General features: G+C 60.3%; 16 protein-coding genes. 10 read left to right on the top strand and 6 right to left on the bottom strand.

What is annotated here, in order from left to right; translation table 11 throughout:
- The first annotated feature begins 341 nt into the window (after positions 1 to 341).
- The 5 genes from ubiA (at position 342) to COA55_RS16605 (ending at position 4,692) form a co-directional block, all read left to right on the top strand.
- Positions 342 to 1,214 (top strand): 4-hydroxybenzoate octaprenyltransferase, encoded by an 873-nt coding sequence (gene ubiA / locus COA55_RS16625; protein ID WP_063538117.1) that lies wholly within the window; start codon positions 342 to 344, stop codon positions 1,212 to 1,214.
- Positions 1,215 to 1,537: 323 nt separating this feature from the next.
- Positions 1,538 to 2,242 (top strand): phosphate regulon transcriptional regulator PhoB, encoded by a 705-nt coding sequence (gene phoB, locus COA55_RS16620; protein ID WP_063520599.1) that lies wholly within the window; start codon positions 1,538 to 1,540, stop codon positions 2,240 to 2,242.
- Between the two features lie 94 nt (positions 2,243 to 2,336).
- Entirely contained in the window at positions 2,337 to 3,647 is a 1,311-nt protein-coding gene (phoR, locus tag COA55_RS16615; protein ID WP_290503041.1) for a phosphate regulon sensor histidine kinase PhoR, read from the top strand.
- A 165-nt stretch (positions 3,648 to 3,812) separates the two neighbouring features.
- Positions 3,813 to 4,397: a TIGR00730 family Rossman fold protein gene (locus COA55_RS16610; protein ID WP_290503040.1), complete on the top strand. Its 585-nt coding sequence runs from the start codon at positions 3,813 to 3,815 to the stop codon at positions 4,395 to 4,397.
- A 118-nt stretch (positions 4,398 to 4,515) separates the two neighbouring features.
- Entirely contained in the window at positions 4,516 to 4,692 is a 177-nt protein-coding gene (locus tag COA55_RS16605; protein ID WP_290503042.1) for a DUF1328 domain-containing protein, read from the top strand.
- Positions 4,693 to 4,805: 113 nt separating this feature from the next.
- On the opposite strand, the gene COA55_RS16600 is transcribed toward COA55_RS16605, so the two are convergent.
- A complete protein-coding gene (locus tag COA55_RS16600) occupies positions 4,806 to 5,348 on the bottom strand; it encodes an NADPH-dependent FMN reductase (protein WP_290503039.1) in 543 nt (180 codons plus the stop codon).
- Positions 5,349 to 5,543: 195 nt separating this feature from the next.
- On the opposite strand from COA55_RS16600, the gene COA55_RS16595 reads away from it, so the two are divergent.
- Positions 5,544 to 6,038, top strand: coding sequence for a hypothetical protein (locus COA55_RS16595; protein WP_290503038.1), 495 nt, complete (start codon positions 5,544 to 5,546; stop codon positions 6,036 to 6,038).
- Positions 6,039 to 6,047: 9 nt separating this feature from the next.
- On the opposite strand, the gene COA55_RS16590 is transcribed toward COA55_RS16595, so the two are convergent.
- The 3 genes from COA55_RS16590 to COA55_RS16580 form a co-directional block, all read right to left on the bottom strand.
- Positions 6,048 to 6,908 (bottom strand): pirin family protein, encoded by an 861-nt coding sequence (locus COA55_RS16590; RefSeq protein WP_290503037.1) that lies wholly within the window; start codon positions 6,906 to 6,908, stop codon positions 6,048 to 6,050.
- 72 nt (positions 6,909 to 6,980) lie between these two features.
- The gene (locus COA55_RS16585) at positions 6,981 to 7,985 is read right to left on the bottom strand and encodes a glutathione S-transferase family protein (protein ID WP_290503036.1); all 1,005 of its coding nucleotides are present in this window, start codon (positions 7,983 to 7,985) and stop codon (positions 6,981 to 6,983) included.
- Positions 7,986 to 8,099: 114 nt separating this feature from the next.
- A complete protein-coding gene (locus COA55_RS16580) occupies positions 8,100 to 8,690 on the bottom strand; it encodes an FMN-dependent NADH-azoreductase (protein WP_290503035.1) in 591 nt (196 codons plus the stop codon).
- A 129-nt stretch (positions 8,691 to 8,819) separates the two neighbouring features.
- Here COA55_RS16580 and COA55_RS16575 point away from each other — a divergent pair, with 129 nt between their 5' ends.
- Together COA55_RS16575 and COA55_RS16570 are read left to right on the top strand one after the other, a co-directional pair.
- Positions 8,820 to 9,719, top strand: coding sequence for a LysR family transcriptional regulator (locus COA55_RS16575; protein WP_290503034.1), 900 nt, complete (start codon positions 8,820 to 8,822; stop codon positions 9,717 to 9,719).
- Positions 9,720 to 9,798: 79 nt separating this feature from the next.
- Positions 9,799 to 10,326 carry a DUF4136 domain-containing protein gene (locus COA55_RS16570; protein ID WP_290503033.1) on the top strand — a complete coding sequence of 176 codons (528 nt, stop codon included), beginning with the start codon at positions 9,799 to 9,801 and terminating at the stop codon, positions 10,324 to 10,326.
- Here COA55_RS16570 and COA55_RS16565 read toward each other — a convergent pair.
- Together COA55_RS16565 and COA55_RS16560 are read right to left on the bottom strand one after the other, a co-directional pair.
- The gene (locus COA55_RS16565) at positions 10,310 to 11,620 is read right to left on the bottom strand and encodes an ATP-binding protein (protein WP_290503032.1); all 1,311 of its coding nucleotides are present in this window, start codon (positions 11,618 to 11,620) and stop codon (positions 10,310 to 10,312) included. The genes COA55_RS16570 and COA55_RS16565 overlap by 17 nt on opposite strands.
- Positions 11,617 to 12,279: a response regulator gene (locus tag COA55_RS16560; RefSeq protein ID WP_290503031.1), complete on the bottom strand. Its 663-nt coding sequence runs from the start codon at positions 12,277 to 12,279 to the stop codon at positions 11,617 to 11,619. The genes COA55_RS16565 and COA55_RS16560 overlap by 4 nt, the downstream gene beginning before the upstream one ends.
- A 112-nt stretch (positions 12,280 to 12,391) precedes the next feature.
- On the opposite strand from COA55_RS16560, the gene COA55_RS16555 reads away from it, so the two are divergent.
- Together COA55_RS16555 and dsbG are read left to right on the top strand one after the other, a co-directional pair.
- Entirely contained in the window at positions 12,392 to 13,201 is an 810-nt protein-coding gene (locus tag COA55_RS16555) for a TlpA disulfide reductase family protein (RefSeq protein WP_290503030.1), read from the top strand.
- Positions 13,198 to 13,755: a thiol:disulfide interchange protein DsbG gene (dsbG, locus tag COA55_RS16550; RefSeq protein ID WP_063519774.1), complete on the top strand. Its 558-nt coding sequence runs from the start codon at positions 13,198 to 13,200 to the stop codon at positions 13,753 to 13,755. The genes COA55_RS16555 and dsbG overlap by 4 nt, the downstream gene beginning before the upstream one ends.
- The last annotated feature ends 106 nt before the right edge of the window (positions 13,756 to 13,861 follow it).

The following is a 13,861-nucleotide window of genomic DNA, read 5'->3' as shown; positions in this document are numbered from 1 at the left end:
CTCCTACCGTCTGTACCCTTGGGTCAGATGCTCCTTTGGTCCCTCCACCCCGGCAAGTCCTGCATGGTTGCAGGAAGAGCATTCAAACATACAAGTTCCTCTCGAGGGACGAACCCGCGTATCAATACGGATAGCGGGCGAATGATTCATCAATCCCTATAGAATGGATTGGCATGGAGACCACGCTTTTTCCTCGCTTCGCTCGGTTCGCACCTCGAGAGGTACTCCTACAGGCGGTTTGATTTCGGGCAGGCGGCTCCGCCTGGGCCGCCCGATTCACATCTTGAAACTTGCAGCTTGTCGCTTGAAACTCTTCTTCGCCCCTGACAACCGGATGTCCCATGTTTGCCTTCGTTGAACAGCGTTACCCCGCCTTCTGGCCCTATATTCAACTGATGCGCCTGGATCGCCCCATTGGCACCCTGTTGCTGCTGTGGCCGACCCTGTGGGCAGTGTGGATTGCCGGGGCGGGCACCCCCAGCCTGACCGTGATTGTGGTGTTCTTTCTGGGCGTGGTGATCATGCGCGCCGCCGGCTGCGTGATTAACGACTTTGCCGACCGGGATTTCGACGGCGATGTGGAGCGCACCAAAGGCCGTCCGCTGGCCACCGGAGCCATCAGTGCCAAGAAAGCCCTGGCGCTGTTCTGCGCTTTGGGCCTGCTGGCCTTTGTGCTGGTGCTGTTCCTCAATGAACTGACGTTCTGGCTGTCCTTCGGCGGGCTGGGGCTGGCGGTGCTGTACCCCTTCACCAAGCGCTTTACCTTTATGCCCCAGCTGTTCCTGGGCGCCGCCTTCAGTTGGGCGATCCCCATGGCGTTTGCCGCCGAAACCGGCGAGGTGCCGGAAATCGCCTGGCTGCTGTACGTGGCCAATGTGCTGTGGACCGTGGCCTACGACACCGAATACGCCATGTGCGACCGCGAAGACGACCTGAAGCTGGGCATCAAGAGCACCGCCATCCTGTTCGGCGATGCGGACCGTTTGATGATCGGCCTGCTGCAGGCCCTCACCCTGCTGGCCCTGATCATGGTCGGCCACCGGCTGGGCTTTAGCTGGCCCTGGTACGCCGGGCTGGTCGGCATGGCCCTGAGCTTTGCCTTCCAGCACAGCCTGATCCGCTACCGCGAACGCTGGCCCAGTTTCCACGCCTTCCTGAACAACCACTGGGCCGGGGCCTGCGTGTTTATCGGCCTGTATTTTCAGTATTTTTAGGAGACGCAACACGCTGCACGCGACACGCAACAACCCGAATTACCCCTGCAGGGAACGGGAAACCGCATCACTTCGCGCCGAGACGTTTCATCTGCGGCCTTCGGCCGAGCCATGCCGGACACCGTAGAAATCGCCTTCCATGGCTCGCGGCCCTCCACATTTCTGCCCTTTCGTACAAGCCCGGATCCGCGTTGTCGCATGTTGCTTGTTGCTTGTTGCTTGTTGCGTCTCTATCTGTCATACGGATGTCATAAAAAGGCAATCTAATAGGGCAACATCCCGGGCAGCGCATGCGCGCCCATGACAGGCAAGGAAGGTAAGCCATGTCCCGAAACCGCATTTTGATTGTTGATGATGAGCCCGCCATCCGTGAGATGGTTGCCGTCGCCCTTGAACTGGCCGATTTCGATGTGCTCGAGGCGGAAAATGCCCAGCGCGGCCACGAAATCATTGTCGATGAACGCCCGGACCTGGTCCTGCTGGACTGGATGCTGCCATCCGTCACCGGCATCGAGCTGGCCCGCCGCCTGAAGCGCGATGACACCACCAATGAGGTGCCGATCATCATGCTGACCGCGAAAAGCGAGGAAGATAACAAGATCCAGGGGCTGGACGTGGGGGCCGATGACTACATCACCAAACCCTTCTCCACCCGCGAGCTGATCTCCCGCATCAAGGCGGTGTTACGCCGCGCCTCCAGTGTGGCAGCAGAAAAAGCCATTGAAGTGGAAGGGCTGTGTCTGGACCCGGTCAGCCACCGCATCAGCGCCAACGACTACCCGGTGGACATGGGCCCCACCGAGTACCGTCTGCTGGAGTTCTTCATGAGCCACCAGGAGCGCGCCTATTCCCGCACTCAGCTGCTGGACCAGGTATGGGGTGCCAACGTGTACGTGGAAGACCGTACTATCGACGTGCATATCCGACGCTTGCGCAAGGCCCTGGCGCCGTTCGATTACGACCGCTTTATCCAGACGGTACGCGGCACCGGTTACCGGTTTTCGGTAAAATCCGCCAAGGCGGGCTGAGACAGCGGGCACTCGGCTGCCTATACTGAAGCCCCATCGTCGGGTGTAAGCCCGGCGACCTGCGAACCCGGTAACGAATCGCGGTGACTGACGCATGAAAGCCAGCCTGGCCAAGGAAGTAAATCGCATTGCCGGCCTGATTCTTCTGGCCGCCCTCGCCGCCTTGGCGGTGGGCCACATCTGGCCGCTGCTGGTGGGCCTGGTGGGGTACATTTTCTGGAGTACCCGCCAACTGTTCGCCCTGTACAGCTGGCTGGTGCGCGACGACCACACCGAACCACCGGACAGCATCGGCCTGTGGGGCGAGTTCTACACCCGCCTTGAGCACCTTTTCCAGAAAGAGCGCCGCGCCCAGGAAAATTTGCAGAGCATTATTCATCGCGCCCAGCAATCGGTGAATGCCCTGGACGATGTGGTCATTCTGATCGACCAACACGGTTACCTGGAGTACTGGAACCATTCCGCCGAGCGCGCCATGGGTTTCAATGCCAGCCAGGATCTGGGCCAGCCGCTGACGAACCTGGTCCGCCACCCCCGGTTTACCGATTACCTGAACAAAGGTGACTTCGACGAGGCGCTGGAAATTCCCTCGCCGGTGGACGACAACCGCATCCTCCAGTTCCGCGTCACCGAATTCGGTGTCGGCGAACAATTACTGATGGCCCGGGACGTGACCCGCCTGCACCACCTGGAACAGATGCGCAAAGACTTCGTGGCCAACGTAAGCCACGAACTGAAAACACCGCTCACCGTGCTCAAGGGCTACCTGGAAACCCTGCTCGACACCATTCCTGATGAACAGGCCCGCCTGCGCCGGGCACTGGTACAAATGGACAACCAGTCCAACCGCATGGAGGCCCTGGTGGCCGACCTGTTATTGCTGGCCCGGCTGGAAGGCACTGAAGCCGATAGCGTGCGCCAGGCGGTACCGGTGCATGGCATGCTCAACCGCATGAAAGACAATGCCCTGGCCATCAGCAGCGACAAGCATCATCACATCGAGCTGGATGTCCCCGCTGACGCCCGGCTGATCGCCAACCCCGCCGAGCTGGAAAGCGCCTTCGGCAACCTGATTACCAACGCAGTGAAATACACCCCGGCCGAAGGCACCATCCGCATCCGCTGGTGGCAGGATGCCCAAGGTGCGCATCTGTCTGTCACCGACAACGGCATCGGTATCGACCCGGCCCATATTCCCCGGCTGACGGAACGCTTCTATCGCCCGGACAACAGTCGCGTCACCCAGACCGGCGGCACCGGCCTGGGGCTGGCCATCGTCAAACACGTGATGATCCGCCACAACGGCCGCCTGGGCATCACCAGTGAGCTCAGCAAGGGCAGCACCTTTACCTGCCATTTCCCGGCGGACCGGCTGGTAAACAAGCCCACCGCGGTGGCGGGGTAAAAACCTGGCGACGAGTAGCGAGTAGCGAGTAGCGAAAAATTCAAACACGCTTTTCCGGCTTTGCTTTTCGTCACTCGCTTCTCGTAACTCGACACTGAATGGTTTGCGTCTCAAGTGGCGCCCACGGCAACCGCCACAAGTGACAACAAACAAACGGCGATATCTATGAAAAGAATTTGCGTCTATTGCGGTTCCAGCCCCGGCAACAATCCGGTCTACATTCAGGCGGCTGAAGCGCTGGCCGGCGAACTGGTACGCCGCAATATCGGGTTGGTCTACGGCGGCGCCAGCGTCGGCGTGATGGGTGCCATTGCCAACGCGGTGATGCGCCAGGGGGGCGAGGTCATCGGCATCATCCCCCATGCACTGATGCGTCGGGAAATCGGTAACGATCACCTGAGCGAGTTGCAGATAGTCGACTCCATGCACGAACGCAAAGCCGCCATGGCGGATCAGTCAGATGGGTTTATTGCCTTGCCCGGTGGCATGGGCACGCTGGAAGAAATTTTTGAAATTCTTACCTGGGCACAACTGGGCTTTCACCAAAAACCCTGCGCCTTGCTCAACGTGAACCACTACTACGATTCCCTCCAGACCTTCCTGCTACACAGTGTGCAAGAAGGCTTTTTGAGCAAGGATCACCACCACCTCCTGCAAGTGCACGATGACCCGGCCGCGCTGCTGGATCATTTCCGGGATTTCTCTCCCGCGCCCATGGATAAATGGCTCGACAGGCAATCCCAGCTGTAACAATAAAAATGTGAAAGATGATCAAATAGGCGAGCTGTTCCGGGCCAGAGCCAGGGTCAACGCGTTACGGTGAAATGGAAAGTGTGACCACACACCAACCATGGATGAGGTAACTATTATGCTTGGATGGGCTCTGACATTTCTTATCGTGGCAATTATTGCCGGCGTGCTCGGTTTTGGCGGTATCGCCTCCGGCGCGGCGTCCATTGCCAAAATTATTTTCTTCATTTTCCTTATCTTGCTGGTCGTCAGCCTGGTGGCCAATGCGGTGAAAGGCCGCGGTCCAAAGATCTGACCATCGCATCAAAGGTGGGCTATGGCTTGGCCGTAGCCCACCATTTTCAGTTTCTGATATCTGGCATTTTCTGATATTTCGTCACCGTTAATCAGCAACCCCACAGAGGGACGTCACGACAACCGCTGATGCCACTCCTGTAGGGCAACCAGTTGTTTGGCTACCATCTCGCGAGTTTTTTCATCCACCAGATCGCCCTTGCCATCACATTTTTCATGGGCGGCAGACACAAACACCTCCGGTTTGTTCAGTGGGTGCATATCCAGAAACACCAACACCTGGCGCAAATGATACTGGCTGCGGCTGGTCCCCATGCCTCCCATGGAAGCGCCCATGATCGCCACCGGTTTGCCGGAAAAAATGCCGCCGGGTACACGCGAGAGCCAGTCAATGGCGTTTTTCAACACACCGGGGATGGAATAATTGTATTCAGGTGTCGCGAACAGCAGCGCATCCGCCTGGGCTACCTGCTCCGCCAGCGCGACCACCGCTGCCGGCCGGTTGTCACCATCGTCATCACCGTTATACATGGGCACATCGGCTATATCGCCGATGCTGACCGTCATGCCCGATGGGGCCAGTGCCTGGGCCGCCCGCACCAGACCCCGATTGTAGGATTGCTCCCTGAGACTGCCTGCTATCGCCAGAACCTTCATGCTATTACTCCCTGTTTCCCTGAATCGGTCAGCGCAAAGCCACACTGTGGCGAATGCGCATCCCAGCTTCCTCCACACACGCGCCACTGACAAGACGCCACCATCATCGCCGGGTCATTTATCCCCCATATGGGTGACGCACTTCTGTCATCCCGTCCTTACTATTACTGAACGATTCACGGATAGCTGCTCGCAATGCCCATTGATATCACCCAGTCCAACGCGCCCTTCATTCCCGGCCCGGCCCTCTACCAGCAGCTGGCCATTCTCAACGGGCTGCTAATCCTTGGGCTGAGCGACAAGCGTAGCGACGCACAACAGATTCAGCATTTGAGTCTTGATCATCAACAACACATCACCCTGTTTCGGGGCAGCAGCCAGAGCCGCTTTGGCATGGCATTCCGGTTTCATCGCCAGGATGTGGAGCAGATTGAAGGGGTGACACTGGAAGACGGGCGAGGGCATCTGTTGTTGCACACCTGCCCGGCGGCGATTCAGAGCCTGACGTTTATGCCCGGAAAAACCGCCAAGGATACCGGCTACAACGCCGGCACCCTCAGCAGTGTGGATTTGTTGGTGCCGGCCAACCGGCTGGAGCAGGCGCAAGCCGCACTGACCCGCATCTTTCGAATGGCAGGCTCCAGCTGGTCCCCCGGCCTGCCACCACATTGGCAGGGCGGCCAGGGGTAGCGGCAACGTTTATAGCAATGAAGGTTCCGCCGTCAGCGTACCATCGCGATAATCGCGCAGGGCCTGATTGATTTCTTCCTGCGTATTCATCACGAAGGGGCCGTACTGCGCAATTGGTTCGCCCAACGGTTTTCCCGCCAGCAACAGCAACCGCGCACCGTTTTTTCCCGCCACCAGGGTGACACTGTCACCATCGGTGAAGGTGGCCAGGTGATCGGTCTCCACCGTTTCCCCTGCCACCCTGACGCGGCCCTCGAACAAATACAGGAAAGCGTTATAGCCCTGCGCCAGCGGAACCGTAAGCGTTTCCTCCGGGCGCAACACCACGTCCAGATACAACGGGTCCGCCTTGCCGCCTTTCACCGGGGCGCTGAGCGTCTGACCTGCAAGGGTTACCTCTCCGGCAATGGCCTTGACCTGGCCGCCGCTGGCCAGATCCAGTCGCGGCATCTCGTGGTCGGGAATATCCCGATACCCGGCAGGCTGCATTTTTTCCGCCGCCGGCAGGTTGATCCACAACTGAAAACCGCGCAGCAAACCGTCTTTCTGCTGCGGCATTTCTTCATGAATAATGCCACGGCCGGCGGTCATCCATTGCACGCCTCCCTGCTTGAGATCCCCTTCATTACCCAGATGATCCCGGTGGCGCATATGCCCTTCCACCAGGTACGTCACCGTTTCAAAACCCCGATGCGGGTGGGGCGGAAAACCGGCGATATAGTCATCAGGATTGTCGGAGGAAAACGCATCCAGCATCAGGAACGGGTCCAGTCGCACGGCCGGGTTAGAACCCAGCGCCCGCTTCAGACGAACGCCAGCACCATCGGATGTATCCATTGCCCGAATCGTATTGAGAATTGTGCGTTCCATGGGAACCTCCTGTGTTAAGCCTGACGCCAGATGCCGGACGCCCGACAAAACATCGCCAGCGTCTCGCCTGTGTCAGGCGCTGATAATTTCTCGCTCGCCCAGGCTGTCGCGGCCGTGGGGCGTGGTCCAGTCCAGTTGCGGCCCGATGGAAATAATTCCTTGGGGATTCACCGTCGGGTGGCTGCAAAAATAATGGTGGCGAATGTGCGTCATGTTCACCGTGTCCGCCACGCCGGGCAGCTGATAGATCTCTTTCAGCAAGCCCTGCAAATTCGGGTAATCGCTGATCCGCTGACGGTCGCACTTGAAGTGCGTGACATACACCGGGTCAAAGCGAACCAGTGTGGTCCACAAGCGGATGTCCGCTTCGGTTAAGGTGTTACCCACCAGGTAGCGTTGTTTGCCGAGCAAGTCCTCCAACGCATCCAGGCGCTGGAACAAGGTCACCACAGCGTCGTCATAGGCCTCCTGGCTGGTAGCGAAACCCGCCTTGTAAACGCCATTGTTCACATCGTGATAAACGCCTTCGTTAATGCTGTCGATTTCTGCTCGCAGCGCCCGGGGATAATAATCGCCCGGGGTGGCACCCAGCCCATCGAAGCTGCTGTTGAGCATGCGGATAATGTCAGCCGATTCATTACTGACAATAGTGCCGCGCTGCGTATCCCACAGCACCGGCACCGTCACCCGGCCGGTGTAGTTGTCATCCGCTTTCAGGTACAACTCATAGAGCTTGCTGAAACCATGAAGCGGGTCACCGGTGGCACCGTCAAAATCGTCACGCAGCTCCCAGCCATTCCCCAGCATGTGCGGGTGCACCACAGACACGCCAATATGATCCTGCAAACCTTTCAGCGCACGCATGACCAGGGTGCGATGGGCCCACGGACAAGCCAGGGACACATACAGGTGGTAACGCCCGCTTTCCGCCGGGAAGCCACCGTCACCACTGGGCCCGGCACTGCCATCGGCAGTGACCCAGTTACGGAACTGGCTTTCCGAGCGCTTGAAACGCCCACCGGTGCTCTTGGTGTCGTACCACTTGTCCTGCCATTTACCGTCGACCAGCAGTCCCATCATTGCCTCCTTACGTTCACTATCGAGGAGCGAGTGACGAGAAACGAAAGACAAAACCTTGTCCTGATTTTCGAAACTCGCAACGCGCGCTACCCGCTTATTGCCCCCAAAGTGTTAACCCGCCAGCGTCGCCTGTGCTTCGCTCATGGCCTTTTCTTTCACATCGTCACCCATGTTCAGCCCTTCGGCATAAACGAAGGTCACATCGGTGATACCGATAAACCCGAAGAACAACTTGATATAGGGCGTTACCGTATCGTTCTCGGTGCCGGCATACAGGCCGCCCCGGGCCGCCAGCACCGTCACAGGTTTATCGTCCAGCAGACCCAGCGGCCCGTTTTCGGTATAGCGGAAGGTAATGCCCGCCCGCGCCACATGATCGATCCAGCTTTTCAGCTGGCTGGGAATGCCGAAGTTGTACATGGGCAGGCCCAATACAATGTGATCGGCGGCTTTCACCTCTTCAATCAACGCCAGGGAAAATGCGTCCACCGCTTGCTGCTCATCGTTGCGCTGCTCGGGTGGCGTAAAAAAGGCGCTGACGCGATCGCCGTCCAGATGCGGGACCGGATCCGTGGACAGGTCACGAACGACCACGGTGGCCTGCGGATGCTGTGCTTTCAGTGCGTCCAGCTGCGCATTGACCAGCGCAGACGAATTGCCGTTATCGCCAAACACACTGCTTTTGATTACCAGAATATTCATAACCCTAACTCCCTTTATTCGTGCGGCCGGCCCGGTGGTCGGCATGATTGTTTCGATGGGCCTATTGTGGTTTCAGTAAATAAGATATAAAACGGGATAAAACTGCACATTTAGCTCAGGAATTTCGATATGTCAGCCAAGATTACCCTGGACCAATGGCAGGCCCTGCTCGCGGTGGTGGATGAGGGCGGTTACGCCAGCGCCGCAGAGGCCCTGGACAAGAGCCAGTCGGCGATCAGTTACGCCGTGCAGAAAATCGAAACCGAGCTGGGCGTGCGCGCCTTCACCCTGGAGGGTCGCCGCGCCAAACTCACCGAAACCGGGCAAATGCTGTACCGGCAGGCCAAGGTACTGGTGGAAGAGGCCAACCGCATCGAAAGCGCCGCCATCCAGCTCAGCCAGGGCTGGGAACCGCTGGTGCGGGTGGCCGCCGACGGCCTGTTCCCGCAGCACTGCATGCTCTCCGCGCTGGATGCCTTCGCCCAGCACAGCCCGCTGACCCGGGTGGAGTACAGCGAAACCATCCTGTCAGGCTCCGATGAAGCCCTGCTGCGCAAGGAAGCGGATGTGGTGGTGGGCGGACGTGTGCCACCGGGGTTTTTCGGCGACCCCTTGATGCGGGTACGCTTTCTGGCGGTGGCCGCCGCCGACCACCCCCTGGCCCAGGCCGATCACCTGACCCATGAAGATCTCCGCCAGCACCGCCAGATTGTGATTCGCGATTCCGGCAGCCGCCGTATTGATTCCGGCTGGCTGGGCGCAGAACAACGCTGGACCGTCTCCCATGCCACCACCCGCATCGCGGCGATCCGCCGTGGGCTGGGCTTTGCCTGGGTGCCGGAAGCGGAAATCGGTGATGGCCTGGAGACGGGGGCGCTGAAGATACTGGCCCTGGATGAAGGCGTGGAGCGTATGGTGGACCTGTACCTGATTTATGCCGATGGCCAGTATGCGGGCCAGGCCGCGCGCTATCTCGGGGAACGGATTCGCGATGCGGCTGCCTTATCTTGTCCAGGGGTGACCGTTTAAAGCCGTGTCAGCCATCCTCACCCGGACATGACACACAGGGCGTAGAATAAGGATTCGAGCTCAACGTCAGGAGATTGCCATGCAACGATTACCGATTCCGGCCTTACTGGTGCTCGCCACGGCACTGCTGCTCAGCGCCTGCGTCAGCCCGGTGGTGATCGACAGCCAGTCCGGCGCCGATCTTGGGCAATACCGCACCTACGCCTTTGTGCCCCAGGACCAGGACAAACCCCGTGAACTGGATGACCAGCGCGCCCAGGCTGCCCTGAAACAGGCACTGGCCGCCAAAGGCCTGACCATCGCCCCCCCCGACCAGGCCGATGTGCAGGTGAAACACTTCTTCAAACGCGAACAGCGCTTCGATGGCTCCACCCTCCAGTTTGGCTTCGGCTTTACCCGCAACAACATTGGCCTGGGCGCCAGCACTCCCACCGAGGGTGAAATCACCGAGGAATACAAACTGGTGGTGCAACTGATCGATCAGCAGAGCAAGGATGTGGTCTGGCAGGCTACCAGCCGCGACGAGCTGCACGATGACATGAGCAGCGAACGCCGCAGTGCGCACATCGAAAAAGCCGTCGAGGCCATGTTCAAACGGTATCCGTAACCGGCCAGCTCAAGGTGGCCACCAGGCCACCGGCGGGCGGGTTTTCCAGGGTCAGCTCCCCCCCGCTGCGCGCCATGATTGTCGAGACAATCGCCAGCCCCAGGCCGGTCTGCCCCCGGTCTCCCCGATGCCCGCGCTGACACAGCCTGTCCGCGCTGTCCGACATGCCCGGCCCCTGATCAATCACCTGGATCCGTATTGCCTGGCAATCTGCATCGACAACGATCTCCACACTGCCTTCCGCCGGGCTGAAACGCAGCGCGTTCTCCAACAGGTTTCTTAGCGCCAGGCTGGCAAGAGCCGCAGCGGGCACTGGCCGCTGAGCGTAGCGGCGGGATACCCAGCGCACGTTGGCAGACGCTTGCTGCCCAGCCAGTTGCGACAAACTGTCTTCGATAACGTCTTCAACGGTTTGCGCCGGGCTCTGCGGCACGCCATCCAGCCGCGCCAGGGCCAGCAACTGCTGCAGGTTAGAGGCCATGCGCGTACTGGCGCTTTCTGCGGCCGCCAAGGCCGGCAGCGCCGGAGACCCCGGCTCCAGTTTCAACTGTGCCACCTGCAACTGGGTTTTCAGGGCCGCCAAAGGCGTGCGCAATTCATGGGCCAGATCATCGGTCAGCCGGCGTTCGCGACGCAGCGCCTGCCGGGCCTGCCCGGCCCAGCGATCCAGTGCCGCCATCAACGGCTGCAATTCTGCCAGGCTTTCGCCCCGGTGCCGCTCCGTATCATCCTGAACCGGGCGCTCCTCAAACTCCTGACGCAACACCTCCAACGGTGCCAGACCACGCCTCACGGCCCAGCGAACCGCCAGCCAGGAGCCCAGCAAGGCCAGCAGCAAGCCGACGAGTAACGCCAGCGCCAACACCGCCAGCAACGACTCACGCACCGACATGGGCTCGGCGGTCGCCACGCGAATATCGCCTTCACTCACTGTGTACACCCGCCAACGTTCGCCTTCCAGCTGGCGCAGGCTGAAACCGTCCTGCTCCCCGGCCAGATGGTCAGCGGGCGCACCACCGGAACGGGCCAGAATTTCACCGCGCAGATTCATGACCTGACAGCTCAGGCCGCGGCTCACCGCCACCTGCAAATCCGGATTTCCCGACAACACCGGCGCGCTGGCATTGGCCATGGACGCGACCATCCGTGCGGAAGCGGCCAGCCGTTGATCCAGCGCCACCCCCACGTGGTGCTTCACCGTGCTGTGTAACCACAATGCCAGCAACAGCCACACGCTAAGCAGGCTCAATGACACCAGCCACAGCACGCGGCTTCGCAATGAACGCGCTTTCACAACGGCGCTCCCAGGCGATAACCTCCACCGCGGACGGTTTCCACGATGCCACTGCCCAGCTTGCGGCGCAGGTTATGGATGTGCACGGCCAGGGCGTTGCTTTCCACGCCATCCACCCAGCCGTATACCCGGTCTGACAACTGATCGGCACTCAATAACCGCCCCCGGCTTTGCAGCAACGCCAGCAACAAGGCCATTTCCCGGCGCTGCAATTCCACCGCCTGGCCCTCCAGCCACGCCTGCTGCCGTGAAGGGTCCACCTGCAAACGGCCATGCTCGATCAATGGGCTCGACTGCCCGCGACCCCGCCGCAACAGGGCCTGCAGCCGCGCCGCCAGCTCCCCCAAATCGAACGGTTTAATCAGGTAATCATCCGCGCCCCGCTGCAAACCATCGATACGATCCTCCACCCCGTCACGGGCGGTCAGAATCAATACCGGTATTGTCAGGCCGGCCTTGCGCCAGCGCGACAGCGCATCGCGGCCATCCTGGTCTGGCAACCCCAGATCCAGCACCAGCACGTCAAAATCAACACTTTGCCAGGCGGCCAGCGCTTCCCGGGCACGGCTGACCCAGGCCACCGAAAACCCCATTGCCTGCAGCCCCTGCTGGATACCATCACCCAGCAGCGCATCATCTTCGACCAGTAAAATATGCATGAAGCTCTGACCCGGTTAGGCTGCGCAAGTTGCAATCCAGTGTACTCACCACGGGTTAACCCACGGTTAATAAGGCCCGGGCACACTGGCCGCCCCCTGACATGGAGATACCGTGGACGCTGTCATCATTGGCCCACTGGCCCTGCCGGCAGGCACTTTTGTCGTGCTCATCGGCTTTTTCGCCGCCAGCCTCACCAGCCTGTGGTGGCAACGCCGTGGGCAACGCATCGAAGCAACGCTCTGGCTGATTGCCATTACCGCCGTGCTGGGGGCGCGACTGGCGTTTGTGTGGCGCTACCAGAACCAGTACGACTCCTGGCTGGCCATGCTCGACATCCGTGACGGGGGCTGGTGGTGGCCCGGTGCGTTGGTGGCGCTGGCGGTGCTGGCCGTCAGCCTGTACCGGCAACCCCGCGTCCGCGCTGCGCTGGTGTCTGCCAGTGCCGCCGCGCTGCTCTGCATGACGCTGACGTTTGCCGCACTGGAAGCCCTGTCGCCAACGCCCAGCCCGTTACCGGAGGTCACCCTGTACAATCTGCAAGGGGACGCCACCACGCTGAAAGCGGCATCCAGCGGGGTAACGCTGGTAAACCTGTGGGCCACCTGGTGCCCACCGTGCCGGCGGGAAATGCCTGTGCTTGAGGCCGGGCAGCAGCGCTACCCCGGGGTGCGCTTTATTCTTGCCAATCAGGGGGAGAACCCCCATCAGGTCCGCCAGTACCTCACCGAAGGGCAGCTCCACTTTGAGCACCTGTTACTGGATCCACATACGGATCTGGGTCGCTATGCGGGCAACCGTGGCCTGCCGCTAACCCTTTTGTTCGATCAGCAGGGCCAGGAAGTCGGGCGCCATTTTGGCCCCCTCTCCGACGCCAGCCTGCATCACTTTCTTAGCCAACACCTTCCGGGAGACACTCCATGATCAAACCTGCTGCCTTGCTGCTCACCCTGCTGATGCCCCTGATCGGCCAGGCCGACGACGGCCCCTCCATGGACAGCCTGCTGGCCAAGCTGGAAGCCAGCACCTGGGTAGCGGAAGGCCCACAGCAGCCGCAACGAGTGGCTTATGTGTTCACGGATATGGCCTGCCCCTACTGCGCCCGGTTGTGGGAAAACATGCAGCCCATGATCGAAGACGAGGACAACGTGCTACAGGTACGCCATATCATCGTCGGGCTGATCAATCCCAAACGCAGCTTCACTCAAGGCGGTGCCGTGCTCGCTGCCCCGGACCCGGCCGCCGCACTGGCCGAGCACGAAGGCCACTTTGACGACGGCGGTATCCGCCCGCTGGAGCGAGTCCCCGACGCCATCCGCAGCCAGATCCAGAGCAACACCGGGCTGATGATCGGACTGGGCCTGCAAGGTACACCGGCCCTGATTTTCCAGGACAGGGAAGGGCGCTGGCGCGTGGCGCCGGGGGTCGTTGGGGAAGCCGATCTAAGAGAGGAAGTGTTTCAGCTGGAAGAGAGGTAAAACGCACTTTGTAGGAGATTCTATGTTGTCCACCCCAGTCTTCATGAGGCAGGGGCCGGCTGATAGTCGGTGCCATTTTTCATGAGCGCGAAGGCGATACGAACGA

It is taken from the genome of Alcanivorax sp. (genome assembly GCF_002733835.1).
Lineage (GTDB): Bacteria > Pseudomonadota > Gammaproteobacteria > Pseudomonadales > Alcanivoracaceae > Alcanivorax.
Note: the sequence above shows the minus strand (reverse complement) of the source record. Positions and strands in the feature narration are given on the sequence as shown.